Origin of the sequence: Mycobacterium europaeum, from assembly GCF_002102155.1 — a bacterium.
In the GTDB taxonomy this organism is placed as follows: domain Bacteria; phylum Actinomycetota; class Actinomycetes; order Mycobacteriales; family Mycobacteriaceae; genus Mycobacterium; species Mycobacterium europaeum.
In genome coordinates, this window is record NZ_LQOU01000035.1 from 70,663 (window position 1) to 85,418 (window position 14,756).

Genomic DNA, 14,756 nt, shown 5'->3' on the forward strand with positions numbered 1-14,756 from the left:
GCGCGTAGCTCACCCGCACTTCTTCGAGCCAGCGTCGATCCCGACAACCTGTCGCACGCAAATCCCTTGCGGCGTAAGGTCCGTCGACGGCGAAGCCGACGGGAACACCTAGCGGGTGACCGCCAGCACGGCCTCGGCCAGCTCGGGCCGGCAGACCACCAGATCGGGCAGCTTGGGATCCGGCTGGTTGTAGGCCAGGGGGGACCCGTCGATGCGCGAGGTGTGCAGACCGGCGGCGCGGGCCACGGCCACCGGGGCGGCCGAATCCCACTCGAACTGGCCGCCGGCGTGCACGTAGACGTCGGACAGCCCCTGGACGAGCGACGCGACCTTGGCCCCGGCGGAGCCCATTTCCACCAGCACCCCGTCCAGCGCGTCGCGGACGGCCAGCGCGATGGCGGGCGGGCGGGTGCGGGACACCACGATGCGCGGCTTGCCCGGCGCCGCGGGGGGCGAATCGACCTCCGGGGTGGCCAGCGTGACGCCCTGCGCAGGCAGTGCCACGGCACCGGCCACCAGCTCGCCCGCCTCCCAGAGCGCGACGTGGACCGCCCAGTCTGTGCGCCCGAGCTCGGAGAATTCCCGCGTCCCGTCCAGCGGATCGACGATCCACACTCGCTCTGAGCGCAGCCGGACCGGGTCGTCGGCACCCTCCTCGGAGAGCACCGCGTCCCCGGGCCGCTCCTGGGCCAGGGCCGCCATCAGGAAATCGTGGGATTGCTTGTCCCCCGCGGCTTTCCGCTCGCTTGCGTCCGCGTCGGCGAACTCTTCCCTTACCCTGAGCAACAGCTGCCCGGCCTCCGTCGCCAACCTGGCCGCCAGTTCGTGGTCATCCGTCAGTTGCAAAGCCCTCACCATCCCTAAGTTGGTAGTGTTGACCAACTTTACCCCGGCCCATGTGGCGGCGGTGGGCACCACCCCCGGAGGCACGATTCGGCCGTAATGTGTTGAGCGTGAGCGGGGGCAACGTTCCTTTGTTGAGCCGGTTGGGACGCATTCCACGGGGGCGTCTGATCGTGATCGGCATCGTCTCGGCGGTCGCGGTGGGCGGCGTGCTCGCCTTCGTGGGGGTGAAGCTGGCCCAGGGCAATCACACCGCCGGGTCCCCCACCACGCAGCCGCCGCCTCCGCAGAGCTTCGCCATCCCGGGCTGCTACAACCTGTCCGTTCCGCCGGTCGAGCGTCCGAAGCGGCTCAACGTGCTGGGCTGCGCGAGCGTCGCCGTTGCGCTGCAAGACATGTCGTGGAGCTCGTGGGGACCCCAGGGCGCGGACGGGACCGGCACCGCCGTGTTCAAGGTCTGCGACCCGAATTGCGCGGCGGGGTATCAACTCCGCGAACCGGTAGTCGTACACGCGTGGAATCCGCAGCCGCCGCGGCGCGAGGCCATCTGCCAGGTGGGCCTGGAGATCTTCGCCGACATGATCCTGGCCTTCCCCAAAGGCGTCCCCCCGCCGAGCGTGCAGAAGATGAACGCCCAGTACAACGGGCAGCCGGCGGTGCACTTCGCCAACTACTCGAGCGGCGACACGCGCGGTACCCAGTTCATCGGCTACACGTTCTGTAACTAGCTAGCCCCGATGGCGGCGACCCGCTTCGCCCGGCTTCGCCGCGCTCGCGATCGCCGCTAGACCTCGATCACCACGGCGCCGCCCTGGCCGCCGCCCGCGCACATGGCCGCGACGCCGATGCCACCGCCCCGGCGGGCCAGCTCATAGGCCAGCGTGGTCACCATGCGCGCGCCCGACGCCGCGATGGGGTGCCCGAGGCTGCACCCGCTGCCCGAGAAGTTCACCTTCTCCTCGTCGATGCCATACTCCCGGCACGCGGCGATCGGCACCGAGGCGAACGCTTCGTTGATCTCCCACAGCGCCACGTCGCCGACCGACAGACCGGCCCGCTGCAGCACCTTGCCGATGACCTTGACGGCACCCAGCCCGGTGTCCCTGGGGGGGACGCCGGCGGCGGCCCACGCCCGCACCGTGCCCATCACGTTGAGGTTCTCGGCGGCGGCATAGTCGCGACCGACGAGGGCGACCGCCGCGGCGGCGTCGTTGGTGCCGCTGCTGTTGCCCGCGGTGATGGAGAATCCCTCGATCTCGGGGTGCAGCACTTTGAGCCCGGCGAGTTTCTCGACGGTGGTGTCCCGGCGAGGATGTTCGTCGACGGAGAAATCGATCACCGAACCGTCGAGCTGCGTGACCTTCAAGGGGACGATCTCGTCGACGAACTTGCCCGCATCGATGGCGGCGATGGCGCGCTGATGCGACCGGGCGGCCCAGGCGTCCATCTCCTCGCGGGTGATGCCGACCGCTTGCGCCGTGTTCCAGCCCACGGTGATCGACATGTCCCGGCTGGGCGCGTCGGGCGTCTCCACGTGTGTCGGCGGCATCCACTGCTCCTGGAACTTCAGCTCGGGACCGGGGATTCGCCAGTTGGTCAGCGGCGTCATCGACAACGACTGCACGCCGCCGGCGATGAGGACGCGTTCCATCCCGGAGCCGATCTGCGCCGCGGCGTTGCCGATGGCGGTCAGGCTGCCCGCGCAGTGCCGGTTCACCGACTGGCCGGGGATGTCCTCCATGCCGGTCGCGGTCGCCGCGTAACGCGCCAAATCCCCACCGCCGTAATGGGATTCGGCGAAGATGATGTCGTCGATGACGGACGGGTCGACGCCGGACCTGCGCACCACCTCCGGAAGCACCGTGGTGATCAGCGTCTCGGGCGGCGTGTTGACGAGCGTGCCCTTGAAGGAGCGGCCGATCGCCGTCCTCACCGCTCCGACAATGACGGGTGTAGCCATGTTCTCAACCTCGAACGGTCTGGCTGCGGTCGGCAGCGTGGGTGTCAGCAGATGACGCGAATCGTAACAAATACCGTATGGGCAATAGTAAATGGCCTAAGTTCACCTGGAGCGGGGTGTACGAGGAACAGGAGACCGGCCGTGAAGACCAAAGGCGCTCTGGTCTGGGAGCTCAACCAACCATGGTCGGTGGAGGAGATCGAGATCGGCGAACCCCGCCGCGGGGAGGTAGCGGTGCAACTCGAGACCGCGGGCCTATGCCATTCCGACCATCACCTGATGACGGGCGACTTTCCGATTCCCAGTTATCCGGTTCTGGGCGGCCACGAGGGCGCCGGAATCGTCACCGCGGTCGGCGAGGGCGCCGAGAACCTGGCCGTGGGCGATCACGTGGTCATGTCGTTCATCCCGTCCTGCGGCACATGCACGCCATGCCAGGTCGGGATGCGCAATCTGTGCGACCTGGGGATGGGGCTGCTCTCGGGCGCATCAGTCAGCGATGGTTCGTTCCGGGTGAGCGCCAGGGGACGGGATGTCATCCCGATGTCGCTGCTGGGGACGTTCGCCCCCTATGTGGTGGTGCACCAGACCTCGGTGGTCAAGGTCGACCCGGCGATCCCCTTCGACGTGGCCTGTTTGGTCGGCTGCGGAGTGACCACCGGCTACGGCTCAGCGGTGCGCAGCGCCGCGGTCGGGCCCGGCGACGACGTCGCGGTCATCGGTGTCGGCGGGGTCGGTGTCGCCGCGATCCAAGGCGCTCGGCTGGCCGGAGCGCGCCGCATCTTCGCGATCGATCCGTTCGAGTCGCAACGCGAACGGGCGCTGAAGTTCGGCGCCACCCAGGCTTTCGCGAATGTGGCCAGTGCGGCCGGTGCCATCGCCGAGGCGACGTGGGGAGCGATGTGCGGCAAGGTCATCGTCACGGTCGGCCACTGCGACGGCAACGAGGTGGAGGCGTGGCTAGGGCTGACCGCCAAGGGCGGCGTGTGCGTCCTGACGGCCATGGGCAACGTGCTGGCCACCGAGGTCACCCTCAACCTGGCCGGGTTGACCTTGCTGCAAAAGAGCCTGCGGGGCAGCCTGTTTGGCGGCGGCAACCCCCAGCACGACATCCCCGCCATTCTCGAGTTGTACAAGCTCGGCCAGCTCAACCTCGACGACATGGTCACGCGCGAGTACACGCTCGAGCAGATCAACGATGGCTACCGGGACATGCTCGAGGGGCGCAACGTTCGCGGAATCATCCGCTATACCGACGCCGACCGCGTCTGAGCGGTCGCAGGGCAGAAGACACAATGGATCCATGACACCCGGACCAGCCCCCGTGCGCGACACCACCGAGCTCGCCGCATACCGACTCGCCGCGCTGCTCCTCGGCGTGGGGACGCTCCACTTCCTGGCACCCAAACCGTTCGACACGATCGTTCCCGCGGAGTTGCCGGGAGACGCGCGGTTCTACACCTACGCCTCCGGGGTGGCCGAGGTGAGCGTCGGCGCGGCGCTGCTGCCGCGACCAACCCGACGATTGGCCGCGCTCGCGGCCGCCGTCCTATTCGTCGCGGTATTTCCGGCGAACGTCAACATGTGCCGCTTGTGGTGGGGCAAGCCCTGGCCGATGCGGATCGTCGCCCTGGCCCGGCTACCGCTGCAGATTCCGATGATCACCACCGCACTCCGGATCAGCCGCAACAGCTGACGTGCCCCAGCCGACACGTGCGCCACAGGCGTCCCTGGCGGCCAGGGACGCGCGAGTGCCCGCCTCGCAGCGACAACTGAGTAGACGTGCCTCGAAGGGGCGCCGCCGGCCGGCGCGGAGACTGGCGATGCACGTGTGACCGGTGGGTCGGGACTGTATGCAAACCGGTTGTGCAGCAGGCCAAGTCAACAGCGGAGATCGACCGAGCGTCCCAGGTAGGCCATCAGGCGAGCGGTCGGTGTCGAATCATCCGGCGCGGCTTGCGCCGGTCCGAAACCGCCCGGTCGGCGCAACATGTCCTCGGGCACCGACTCCACCAGCCCACGACACAGCGCGAGCAGGTCGTCGGGCAGCTCGATCAGCCGTCCCTGGGAGCGGTAGAGGTCCCAGCTGTGCAGGGCCAGGTCCGAGACGGGGAACGTCAGCGCCCGGCCTAGCGGAACATTGCCCGCCGGTGACACCCGCATGGCGTCGAGATCGGCGCCGGGCAGGGCGTCCCGCAATCGTCCGGCCAACTCGCGAAGCCGCGCCGCCGGGTCGTCGCATATCCAGTCGGCCGGCTCGGAGGGGGCGTTCCAGACTTCGCCGTCCTCCACCAGCGTCACGACTTTGGCGGCGCTGCCGGTGACGTGACCCACCAGGTCGCGCACGCTCCAACCCTCGAGGTTGGACGGTTGGTCCCAGCTCTCCGTCGCGACGTGGTCGACGGCGTCGATGAGCAGACCGAACGCCTCGGTAGCCAGCACGCCGATGCGGGAAGTCGTTTCGTCCATTGCCATGTATCTGATTATGACTTTCGACCCGGTCTCACCGGACCGTTGCGGGCACTTTCGTCACGGTTGAATCACCTTGCCCCGGTGGGCTTTCTGTCCTGCCGGCGCGATGGGGCCACACAAACTTGTTCTGCCCGGCGGCACCGGCCAGCAATGGCCTGACCAGCATCGGATACGGCACCGCCAGGACGACGGCAACCGGCATCGCCAGCGCGCGCAGCTCCTGCCGCCCGACGGCCTAGGGTCGCAAGTCCTCGGATCTGTCGCCCCGCCGGTCGCCGGGTTGAACCCGCGCCGTTTGAAAGGTGAGACTCTACGTCGGCGGACTCGACAGGAGGTCTTGGTGGGCAAAGCAGATATCGCCGCGGCTCTTGCGGTCGCGGCCGCCCTGATGGTCGGCATCGGAGACGTCATCCAGCAGCGCTCCGCCCAACAGGTCACCGACCAACCGGTGGGCACCCTCGCCCTGTTTCGCCGGCTGCTGCGCGACCGGCAGTGGTGGACGGGCAGCCTGGTGGCCGGCGCCGGGTTCGGGTTCCAGGCCGCGGCGCTGGGCTTCGGCTCGGTGGTGCTCGTGCAAGCGCTGTTGGTGACCTCGTTGCTGTTCGCGTTGCTCATCAGCGCCCGGGTGAATCACCGCAGAATTACTGCCTGGCAAGCGCTTTGGGCGGTATTGCTGGCCGCCGCGGTGGCGGTGGTGGTGACGGTCGGCGACCCTCAGGAGGGAACCCCGCGCGGGTCGCTGCACACCTGGACAATCGTGGCGTTGGTGATGGGCCCGGCGCTCATCCTGTGCGTGATCGGCGCGCGCATGTTCCCGGGCGCGGTCGCGGCGTTGTCGCTGGGCCTGATGTCCGGCGCGCTGTGGGGATTGTTCTCGGTCTTGACCAAGGGCGTGGTCGACCAGCTCGACCATGGCATCCCGGCCCTGCTCCGCATACCCGAGGTGTACGTGTGGGTGGTGGTGGCGATCGCGGCCACCGCCTGGGAGCAGTCGGCGTTTCGAGCGGGCCCGCTCACCGCATCGCTCCCCGCGGTGACCGTCGCCGAGCCCGTCGTGGGATCGGTACTGGGTGTCACCGTGCTGGGCGAGACGCTACGGACCAACGATGTCGGCCTGGTGGCACTGGGCGTGTCGGTCGCGGTCATGGCCGCGGCGACGGTGGCGCTGGCCCACAGCCAGGCCACCGCTGCTCCGCCCGCCGGCGAAAAGATCACGCAATCAACCTGATTCGGCCGCGCGAGCCGACCCGGTGCGCGATGGGTCGGCGACGGCTCGTGCTCGGCGCCACCGAGGTGACACCGGCGAACACATCGCTTGGCTCGGATTGTCCCCGCGGGAAAGGCCACTGTCGTAGGCTTCATTGGCGAGCAACTTGTGAATACGCGACGCGCTGGGGGCGCACGAAATGCTTGAGAGGGGACTCGAGCAGGAAGGGCCTCGACATGCGCCAGCTCAAAACTGCAGTCGCCGTTGCCGCCTCGGTCGGAATACTGGTCTCCGGTTGCGGCCACAACGACGGGGGCGGCACCGCCTCGCCATCCACCACCTCCACCGCGGCGTCGCCGAAGGGCCCGCTGGCAAAGGACCAGTTGGCCGATCTCATGCTCAGCCCGACCGAGTTGGACACCGCGCTCGGCGTCACGGGCACTTACAGCGACCCGCCGAAAACCGCTCTGGGAGAAGACCCGGTCAAGCGCAGTGACTACACCGTTCCGGCCGAATGCAGTTATGCCATGCGGGCGGCCCTGGAAACCGTTTATGCCGACAGCGGGAGCAGCGCGGTTTACGGCTACCACGACGTCGCGCCCGCTCCCCCGGGTGCGAGCGAAGTGGAAAGGCCCGACGTAGATCAGTTCGTGGTGCTGTTTCCTTCGCCGGATCAGGCGAGCGCGTTTTTCACTGCCTCGGCCCAGCGGTGGCCGGCCTGCGCCAACCGTCAGGACACCGTTCCCGCCGAGGGCGGTCAACCGGAACTGCAGTGGAAGGTGGGGGCGGTTGCCAACGCCGACGGAGTGCTGCGCGCCCCCGTGACCGTGACCGTCGTCAAAGACGGCGGGAACGTCACCATGCCGTGTCAGCGGGCACTGACCGTCCGCAACAACGTCGTCATCGACGTCGACGCTTGCCGCAGGGACGTCGGAGACCTCGGCGTCAACATTGCCAACCAGATCGCGGCAAAGGTCGCCAAGCAATAGGGTGCGGTCCTGGGCGCCCCCGAACCCCGATGTCCGCCCCGCGTTCACCCACCTGCAGTAGCTACCGGCGGCGTCCGCGGCGTACGATCTTGCGGCCGAACCGATCACACGATGACACTTGCGCCGCTACCGATCCTCGCGGTAAGCCGTAGCCGCATACGTTGTCGCGAAATCGTTTCGGGCGGTCTGCTCGAAGGGTTGGTCGCGGGTGTCGAAAGGAAACGAATGAACGCAACGGAGACGTCGGCCGAAAGTGGCGGGGAGCGGCCGGTGATTCACCTCTCGCAGTTGCTGCGCGCCCCGGTGCTGGCCCGCGCCGGCGAGACCGTCGGCCGGGTCGAGGACGTGATCGTGCGGCTGCGCGGCACCGACGAGTATCCCCTGGTGACCGGGATCGTTGCCGGGGTCGGCGGGCGGCGGGTGTTCATCGGCGACAAATCCATCGACGAATACAACGCCGACCGAGTCTTGTTGACCAAGAACAAGGTTGACCTCCGCGGCTTCGAGCGCCGCGACGGCGAGGTGCTGTTGCGCGCCGACGTGCTGGGCCACCGGCTGATCGACGTGGCCAACGTGGAGCTGATCCGGGCCTACGACGTGGAGCTCGAAGATACCGGCCACGGCTGGATGCTGACCCGCGTGGACACCCGACGGCCGCCACGGTTGTTCGGGCTGATCAAGCAGTCCGGCGGGCACGCCGCCCGCGACTGGAAGGCGTTCGAACCGCTGATCGGTGACGCTCGCTCAGACGCCGTGCGGCGCTTGTCGGATCGGTTCGGCGAGTTCAAAGCCGCCGAGATCGCCGACCTCCTCGAGGAGGCGGACAAGGCCGAGGGCGGCGAGATCCTCGACCGGGTGCGCAGCGACCCCGAACTGGAAGCCGACGTGTTCGAAGAACTCGAGCCCGAAAAGGCGAGCCGCCTTCTCGACGACATGCCCGACCGCGAGGTGGCCGCGCTGCTCGGCCGGATGCGGGCCGACGACGCCGCCGACGCGATCGCCGATCTGCGCCAGTCGCGGCGGCGGCGGGTGCTGGAATTGATGCCCGCCCCTGAGCGCACCAAGGTCATCACCTTGATGGGCTTCAACCCCGAGAGCGCCGGCGGGCTGATGAACGTCGACTTCGTCGCCTGCGCCGCCACCAGCACAGCCGCCGAAGCGTTGCGGTTGCTCGCCACCGCCCACACCATCCAGCCGGAGGCGCTCATCAAAGTGCACGTTCTCGACGAGGACGGGCGGCTCGACGGTGTGGTCTCGGTGATCACGCTGCTGCAGGCGCACGCCGGTGAAACCCTTGAGGGGCTGATGGATTCAGATCCCGTGCGGGTCACCGCCGACGCCGATCTGACGGACATCGCGCTGTTGATGGCCGACTTCAATCTCTATTCCATCCCGGTCGTCGACGACCAGGACCGCGTGCTCGGGGTGGTCACCGTCGACGACGTGCTGGAGGCCACCATCCCCGAGGACTGGCGGCGGCGTGAACCCGCGCCGCGTCCCGTCCGCGAGCCCACCCAGCCCGGCGACCACCACACGCGCGTGCCGGGAGGTAACGCGCTGTGACCACGGGGCGCGAGGAGACGGCCCCCAGCGCGGTGCTCGACACCGCGCACCTGGGTGACATCGAGGGCGCGTTCGGACGGATCAGCGTCGGCGAAACCGAGCACCCCCGCACCTGGAAGACGCGGCTGCTCACCCTGCTCGCGATCGTCGGCCCGGGAATCATCGTCATGGTCGGCGACAACGACGCCGGTGGCGTGGCCACCTACGCCCAGGCGGGTCAGAACTACGGCTACTCCCTGTTGTGGGTGCTGCTGCTGCTGGTCCCGGTGCTGATCGTCAATCAGGAAATGGTGGTCCGGCTCGGGGCGGTCACCGGCGTCGGGCACGCCCGGTTGATCAACGAGCGGTTCGGCCGGGGCTGGGGCTGGTTCTCGGTCGGCGACCTGTTCCTGCTCAACTTCTTGACGATCGTCACCGAGTTCATCGGCATCTCGCTGGCCGCCGAATACATCGGCGTCTCCAAGTACGTTGCGGTGCCGATCTCGGCGGTGGCGCTGGTGACGATCATGGCGACCGGCAGCTTCCGGCGCTGGGAGCGCGCCATGTTCATCTTCATCGCCGTCACACTGCTGCAGGTCCCGATGCTGCTGATGTCCCATCCACAGTGGAGCCAGGCGGCAAAATCCTTTGTGATGCCCAGCATTTCGGGCGGGGTGAGTTCGGACGCGGTGCTGCTCATCATCGCCATCGTCGGTACCACGGTGGCCCCGTGGCAGCTGTTCTTCCAGCAGTCCAACGTCGTCGACAAACGCATCACCCCACGATTCATCGGCTACGAGCGCGCCGACACCGTGCTGGGCGCCTTCGTCGTCGTCATCGGTGCCGCGGCCTTGGTCATGACCGGCGAGTGGGCGGCCCGCTCCACCAACACCATCGGCGCTTTCACCGATGCCGGCGCAACCGCGCACCTCCTCGGCCAACAGCGCGGCACCCTTGGCTCGATCTTCGCGATCGTCTTGATGGACGCCTCGATCATCGGCGCCGCGGCCGTGACGCTGGCCACCAGCTACGCCTTCGGCGACGTCTTCGGCCTGAAGCACTCGCTGCACCGCGGATTCGCCGACGCCAAACAGTTCTACCTGTCCTACACCGCGATGGTGGTGTTGGCCGCGGCCATCGTGCTCATCCCCGGGGCCCCGCTCGGGCTGATCACCACCGCCGTGCAGGCCCTGGCCGGCCTGCTGCTGCCGAGCGCCAGCGTCTTCTTGCTGCTGTTGTGCAACGATCGGGAAGTGCTGGGCCCATGGGTCAATCGGCCCTGGCTCAACTGGATTGCCGGGCTGATCGTCGGCACGCTGTTGCTGCTGTCGGGAATCCTGATGGCCACCACGCTGTTTCCCAAACTCGACGTCGTCGCGGTGGCCGGCTACCTGGCTTTGGCCCTAGTGATCCTCGCCGTTGCGGCCGTGCCGGTGCTGCGCTTCATGGCCCGCCGCCAACCGCCGCCTCCCACGCCCCGACTACCGGCTCGCGGCGTGGACCGCAACACCTGGCGCATGCCGCCGTTGACCCTGCTGGAGCCGGTCGTCTGGTCGCCGAGCACCCGGCTCGGCATGATCGCGCTGCGCGGCTACCTGGTCATCGGCGCACTGCTCTTGGTGGTCAAGGCAATACAGCTCAGCCACTGACCGCTTCGCGAATCCGGCGGGCCACCTCGCCGTACCGCTCGAAACGCTCCGGATCGCCCACGGCGTTGTAAAGGACCAGGCGCGTAGCCTTTCCGGCATATTTCTTCCCCAGCGCGTCAGCCAGCCCGTCCCACGTCGACTCGGTGGCGAAGACGGCGATGTGCTCGTCGCTGACCTGGGCAGCCATCCCGGCCATGTCGCCGGCCTTCTGCTTCTCCCGGATCCGGGCGGTCGTGCCCTCGAACCCCGCCTGGTCCCAGATGAACGCGTAGTTGGGTGTGCTGCCGTAGAAAGCCATGCTGGCGCGCACCGCTTCTCGTTGTTTGTCGCGCTCTTCGTCGCTGTCGCCGACGATGGTCATCACCGGCACGATCACTGCGAGGTCCGACGGCGAGCGGCCGGCTTTCGCCGCCCCTTCGGCAATGCTGGGCAGGACGTGCCGCGCGATGTAGCCGGGCTCCCCGATCGGATGCACGTGCACCCCGTCGGCCACTTCGCCGGCCATCCGCAGCATCCACGGGTTGACCGCTGCGATATCGACTTTCGGATCGGGCGCCGCGATCGGGCCCGGGCTCCATTGCGGGGTGATGAAGTCGAGGTCGTAGAAGTCGCCGTGGTGATCGAGCGTCCCGCTGCGAAAGGCCGCGAAGCACGCCTTGACGGCGAACAGGTAGTCCCGCAGCCGCGGGCCCGGCCGCTCGAACGCCACCCCGTAGCGCCGGACGACGTGCGTGCGAACCTGGGTGCCCAGGCCCAGCCGGAAGTTCCCGCCGGTCGCCTCCTGAAGCTCCCAGGCGGTGGCGGCCGTGACGAACGGACTGCGCGGAAAGGCCACGGCCACCCCGGTGGACAGCTCGAGGCCCGGCGCGGCCTGCGACGCGACGGCGGCGTTGAGGTAGGCCGTGCGGCCCGTCTCGGTGAACAACAGGCCGGAGAACCCCGCGGATTGCGTTCGCCGGGCCAGGTCGCCGATCTCGTGGAGCGGCTGCGGGACCGTCATCGCGTCGACGTGCATTCCTGGGAGCCTACGTGGGGCCTCGGCCCTTGCTGCGCGGGCACTCCACGGTGTTAGCTCTGTAGTCAGCAGCAACCGCCGCCGTTTCGCTAACAGGAGGCTCACGAACATGCTTCGTGGATTGTTGACGGCGGGAGCAATCGCCGGGGGAATTGCCCTCGCTCCCCCCGTTCGGGCCGTCCCGTCGACCACGACGACCCAGTGACGTCGGCGCACTCGATGTCCACGCCCACCGTGCGATTGGTCGCCGTCGTCTCGGTGGGGTGTGCCGGGCTCCTGGCCTGCGGGTCGCAGCACGCCGCTCCGCCCACTCCCGCCAGCTCGAGCGTGACGAAGCCGGTGGCGTCTACCAGCTCAAGCGCCTCGGCGACCGCGCCCGGTAGCCCGGGGGAATCCCCGACAACCACGACCACGCCGACGTGCGTCGGGTTGTCGATATGCCCGCCACCGCCACCCGATGCCGAGGGGAATCCGGCCTGCTACTACGCCGACGGCTGGCGCGCCGACGACACCGGGGCCGGCATCGAGGCCTGGTATTTCCGCGATCCCAAGAACCCGTCCGGTCCGGAAAAGGTCACGGCGATCGTGCGCAAAAAGGACGGCACCACCGAGTCGCAGGACGCCGACATCGAGCCCGGGCAACAGGTGCATCGCTTCGGGTTCCCCAACGCCGCGCCGTCCACGGTTCAAGAGGTCCTGTTCAGCAGCCCGGCTGGCCGCTGCTTCGTGATCGGGCCGGGCTGAAGCGCGGGCCCCGGTAACGATCAGCGCTCTTGGGGACGGTGGCTCACCGGTGCGGTGAAACCCTGGGTGTCGTCGAAGTGCGCCCATTGGCCGTCATCGTTGACTTCCATGCGCCAACCCAGCTCGGTGTTGCCGCCGATCGAATGGATGAACCAAGCGTGCGCGGACTCTGCGCTGGCAAAATCCTTCGTCGCGACGACCCGGCCACGTGGGTCGATAACGCGAAACTCAACCATGGGATGTGATTATCCCTGCCAGCGACTTTTCAATCGAGCTAATCGCCGATTTGCGGGAGAAGCCGGGCGCGAATGCCCGTACGGCAACGCTGGCAAATCCCGGGCTAGACGGTGCGGGCCAACCGGTCGGCGAGCAGCTCGGCGAACCTGGCCGGGTCGTCGAGCGCACCGCCTTCGGCGAGAAGCGCTGTGCCGTAGAGCAATTCGGCCGTCTCGGCAACTTGAGCGAGTTCCGCGTCACCCTTCGCCTTCTGTTGCGCCGCACGCAGCCCGGTCACCAGCGGATGGTTGGGATTGAGCTCGAGTATCCGCTTGCCGACCGGGATGTCCTGCCCGGAGGCACGGTAGAGCCGCGCGAGGGCGGGGGTGATGCCGAAGGCGTCGGTGATCAGGCAGGCCGGCGAGTCGGTCAAGCGGCTGGAAAGCCGTACCTCCTTGACGTGTTCGCTCAGCGTCTCCTTCATCCAGTTCAGGAGGTCGGCGAATTCCTTCTGCTGCTCCTCCCGCTCGGCTTCGCTCTCGTCGCCCTCGGAACTGAGGTCCACCTCGCCCTTGGCGACCGACTGCAGCGGTTTGCCCTCGAACTCGGTCACCGTCCCCACCCAGACCTCGTCGACCGGGTCGGTGAGCAACAAGACCTCGTAGCCCTTGGCTTTGAAGGCCTCCAGGTGCGGCGATTTCAGGATCTGTTGGCGCGTCTCCCCTGTCGCGAAGAAGATCTGCTCCTGGCCCTCCTTCATGCGCTCCACGTACTCGGCGAGAGTGGTCGGTTCCTCCTCGCTGTGCGTGGAGGCGAAGGACGCGATCTGCAGCAGGGTTTCCCGGTTGTCGAAGTCCGACAGCAGCCCCTCTTTGACGACTCGGCCGAATTGGGTCCAGAACGTGCGGTAGTCGTCGGGCCGCTCGGACTGCAGCTCCTTGATGGTGGAGAGGACCTTCTTGGTGAGCCGCCGGCGGATGGCCTTGATCTGCCGGTCCTGCTGCAGGATTTCGCGCGACACGTTGAGCGACATGTCCGCCGCGTCGACGACGCCCTTGACGAATCGCAGGTATTCGGGCATGAGCTGGTCGCAATCGCCCATGATGAACACCCGCTTGACGTACAGCTGGATCCCGGTCTGGGCGTCGCGGTTGAAAAGGTCGAACGGGGCGTGCGACGGGATGAACAGCAGCGCCTGGTATTCGAAGGTGCCCTCGGCCTTCATCGCGATGACCTCGAGCGGGTCGTCCCAGGCGTGCGCGATGTGCTTGTAGAACTCCTTGTACTCCTCCTCGGAGACCTCTTCCTTGGGCCGGGCCCACAGCGCCTTCATCGAGTTGAGGGTCTCGACCTCTTTGGTGACGGTCTCCTCGCCGCCCTCCTCGGTCGCCGGCGTCCGTCGTTCCACCTCCATCCGGATGGGCCAGGCGATGAAGTCGGAGTACTTCTTGACCAGGCCCCGGATCTTCCACTCCGAGGTGTAGTCGTGCAGCTCGTCCTCGGTGTCCTCGGGCTTGAGGTGCAAGGTGACCGACGTTCCCTGCGGGGCGCCCTCGACGGCTTCGATGGTGTAGGTGCCCTCGCCGCTGGATTCCCACCGGGTGGCCTCGCTCTCGCCGGCCTTGCGGGTGAGCAGCTCGACCTTGTCGGCGACCATGAAGCTCGAGTAGAAGCCGATGCCGAACTGGCCGATCAGTTCCTCCGAGGCGGCCTCGTTCTTGGCCTCCCTCAGTTGCTGACGCAGCTCGGCGGTACCCGACTTGGCCAGCGTGCCGATCAGGCTCACCACCTCGTCACGCGTCATCCCGATGCCGTTGTCGCGGATGGTGAGCGTCCTCGCGTCTTTGTCGACCTCGATGTCGATGTGCAGGTCGGAGGTGTCGGCGTTGAGGTCTTTGTTGCGGAAGGCTTCCAGCCGCAGCTTGTCCAGTGCGTCGGAAGCGTTCGAGATCAGCTCCCGCAGAAACGAATCCTTGTTGGAGTAGACGGAGTGGACCATCAGGTCCAGCAGTTGCCGTGCTTCCGCCTGAAACTCCAGCTGCTCGACACTCGCGTTCATGAGTTTCCCTACGTCTCTTCCCAGGTCCTTGTGACGGACATTGACGTGTCAAATTTACCG

General features: G+C 67.6%; 14 protein-coding genes. 8 read left to right on the plus strand and 6 right to left on the minus strand.

Annotated elements, in window-relative coordinates:
* Positions 1 to 108: 108 nt before the first annotated feature.
* Positions 109 to 858 carry a 3'(2'),5'-bisphosphate nucleotidase CysQ gene (locus tag AWC03_RS16950; RefSeq protein ID WP_085241885.1) on the minus strand — a complete coding sequence of 250 codons (750 nt, stop codon included), beginning with the start codon at positions 856 to 858 and terminating at the stop codon, positions 109 to 111.
* 158 nt (positions 859 to 1,016) lie between these two features.
* Between AWC03_RS16950 and AWC03_RS16955 the strand changes: the two genes are divergently transcribed.
* Positions 1,017 to 1,571 (plus strand): hypothetical protein, encoded by a 555-nt coding sequence (locus AWC03_RS16955; protein WP_249025912.1) that lies wholly within the window; start codon positions 1,017 to 1,019, stop codon positions 1,569 to 1,571.
* A 56-nt stretch (positions 1,572 to 1,627) separates the two neighbouring features.
* On the opposite strand, the gene AWC03_RS16960 is transcribed toward AWC03_RS16955, so the two are convergent.
* On the minus strand, positions 1,628 to 2,803 hold the full coding sequence (locus tag AWC03_RS16960) for a thiolase family protein (RefSeq protein ID WP_085241886.1): 1,176 nt from the start codon (positions 2,801 to 2,803) through the stop codon (positions 1,628 to 1,630).
* A 141-nt stretch (positions 2,804 to 2,944) separates the two neighbouring features.
* On the opposite strand from AWC03_RS16960, the gene AWC03_RS16965 reads away from it, so the two are divergent.
* Both AWC03_RS16965 and AWC03_RS16970 read left to right on the plus strand, forming a co-directional pair.
* Positions 2,945 to 4,075, plus strand: a complete 1,131-nt coding sequence (locus AWC03_RS16965; protein WP_085241887.1) for an NDMA-dependent alcohol dehydrogenase — start codon at positions 2,945 to 2,947, stop codon at positions 4,073 to 4,075.
* Positions 4,076 to 4,106: 31 nt separating this feature from the next.
* The gene (locus tag AWC03_RS16970) at positions 4,107 to 4,499 is read left to right on the plus strand and encodes a DoxX family protein (RefSeq protein WP_085241888.1); all 393 of its coding nucleotides are present in this window, start codon (positions 4,107 to 4,109) and stop codon (positions 4,497 to 4,499) included.
* 185 nt (positions 4,500 to 4,684) lie between these two features.
* On the opposite strand, the gene AWC03_RS16975 is transcribed toward AWC03_RS16970, so the two are convergent.
* Entirely contained in the window at positions 4,685 to 5,278 is a 594-nt protein-coding gene (locus AWC03_RS16975) for a TIGR03086 family metal-binding protein (protein WP_244275296.1), read from the minus strand.
* A gap of 337 nt (positions 5,279 to 5,615) precedes the next feature.
* Here AWC03_RS16975 and AWC03_RS16980 point away from each other — a divergent pair, with 337 nt between their 5' ends.
* The 4 genes from AWC03_RS16980 (at position 5,616) to AWC03_RS16995 (ending at position 10,662) form a co-directional block, all read left to right on the plus strand.
* Complete coding sequence (locus AWC03_RS16980; protein ID WP_085241890.1) at positions 5,616 to 6,503, plus strand: DMT family transporter; 888 nt, start codon at positions 5,616 to 5,618, stop codon at positions 6,501 to 6,503.
* Positions 6,504 to 6,718: 215 nt separating this feature from the next.
* Complete coding sequence (locus tag AWC03_RS16985; RefSeq protein WP_085241891.1) at positions 6,719 to 7,471, plus strand: sensor domain-containing protein; 753 nt, start codon at positions 6,719 to 6,721, stop codon at positions 7,469 to 7,471.
* Between the two features lie 225 nt (positions 7,472 to 7,696).
* On the plus strand, positions 7,697 to 9,034 hold the full coding sequence (locus AWC03_RS16990; RefSeq protein ID WP_085241892.1) for a magnesium transporter MgtE N-terminal domain-containing protein: 1,338 nt from the start codon (positions 7,697 to 7,699) through the stop codon (positions 9,032 to 9,034).
* Positions 9,031 to 10,662 (plus strand): Nramp family divalent metal transporter, encoded by a 1,632-nt coding sequence (locus tag AWC03_RS16995; RefSeq protein WP_085241893.1) that lies wholly within the window; start codon positions 9,031 to 9,033, stop codon positions 10,660 to 10,662. The genes AWC03_RS16990 and AWC03_RS16995 overlap by 4 nt, the downstream gene beginning before the upstream one ends.
* On the opposite strand, the gene AWC03_RS17000 is transcribed toward AWC03_RS16995, so the two are convergent.
* Entirely contained in the window at positions 10,652 to 11,677 is a 1,026-nt protein-coding gene (locus tag AWC03_RS17000; protein ID WP_085241894.1) for a TIGR03617 family F420-dependent LLM class oxidoreductase, read from the minus strand. The two genes, AWC03_RS16995 and AWC03_RS17000, sit on opposite strands and share 11 nt — an antisense overlap.
* A gap of 219 nt (positions 11,678 to 11,896) precedes the next feature.
* Between AWC03_RS17000 and AWC03_RS17005 the strand changes: the two genes are divergently transcribed.
* Complete coding sequence (locus AWC03_RS17005; protein WP_085241955.1) at positions 11,897 to 12,421, plus strand: hypothetical protein; 525 nt, start codon at positions 11,897 to 11,899, stop codon at positions 12,419 to 12,421.
* Positions 12,422 to 12,441: 20 nt separating this feature from the next.
* Here AWC03_RS17005 and AWC03_RS17010 read toward each other — a convergent pair whose 3' ends face one another.
* Both AWC03_RS17010 and htpG read right to left on the minus strand, forming a co-directional pair.
* Positions 12,442 to 12,657 carry a hypothetical protein gene (locus AWC03_RS17010; RefSeq protein WP_085241895.1) on the minus strand — a complete coding sequence of 72 codons (216 nt, stop codon included), beginning with the start codon at positions 12,655 to 12,657 and terminating at the stop codon, positions 12,442 to 12,444.
* 104 nt (positions 12,658 to 12,761) lie between these two features.
* Positions 12,762 to 14,696 (minus strand): molecular chaperone HtpG, encoded by a 1,935-nt coding sequence (gene htpG, locus AWC03_RS17015; RefSeq protein WP_085241896.1) that lies wholly within the window; start codon positions 14,694 to 14,696, stop codon positions 12,762 to 12,764.
* Positions 14,697 to 14,756: the final 60 nt, after the last annotated feature.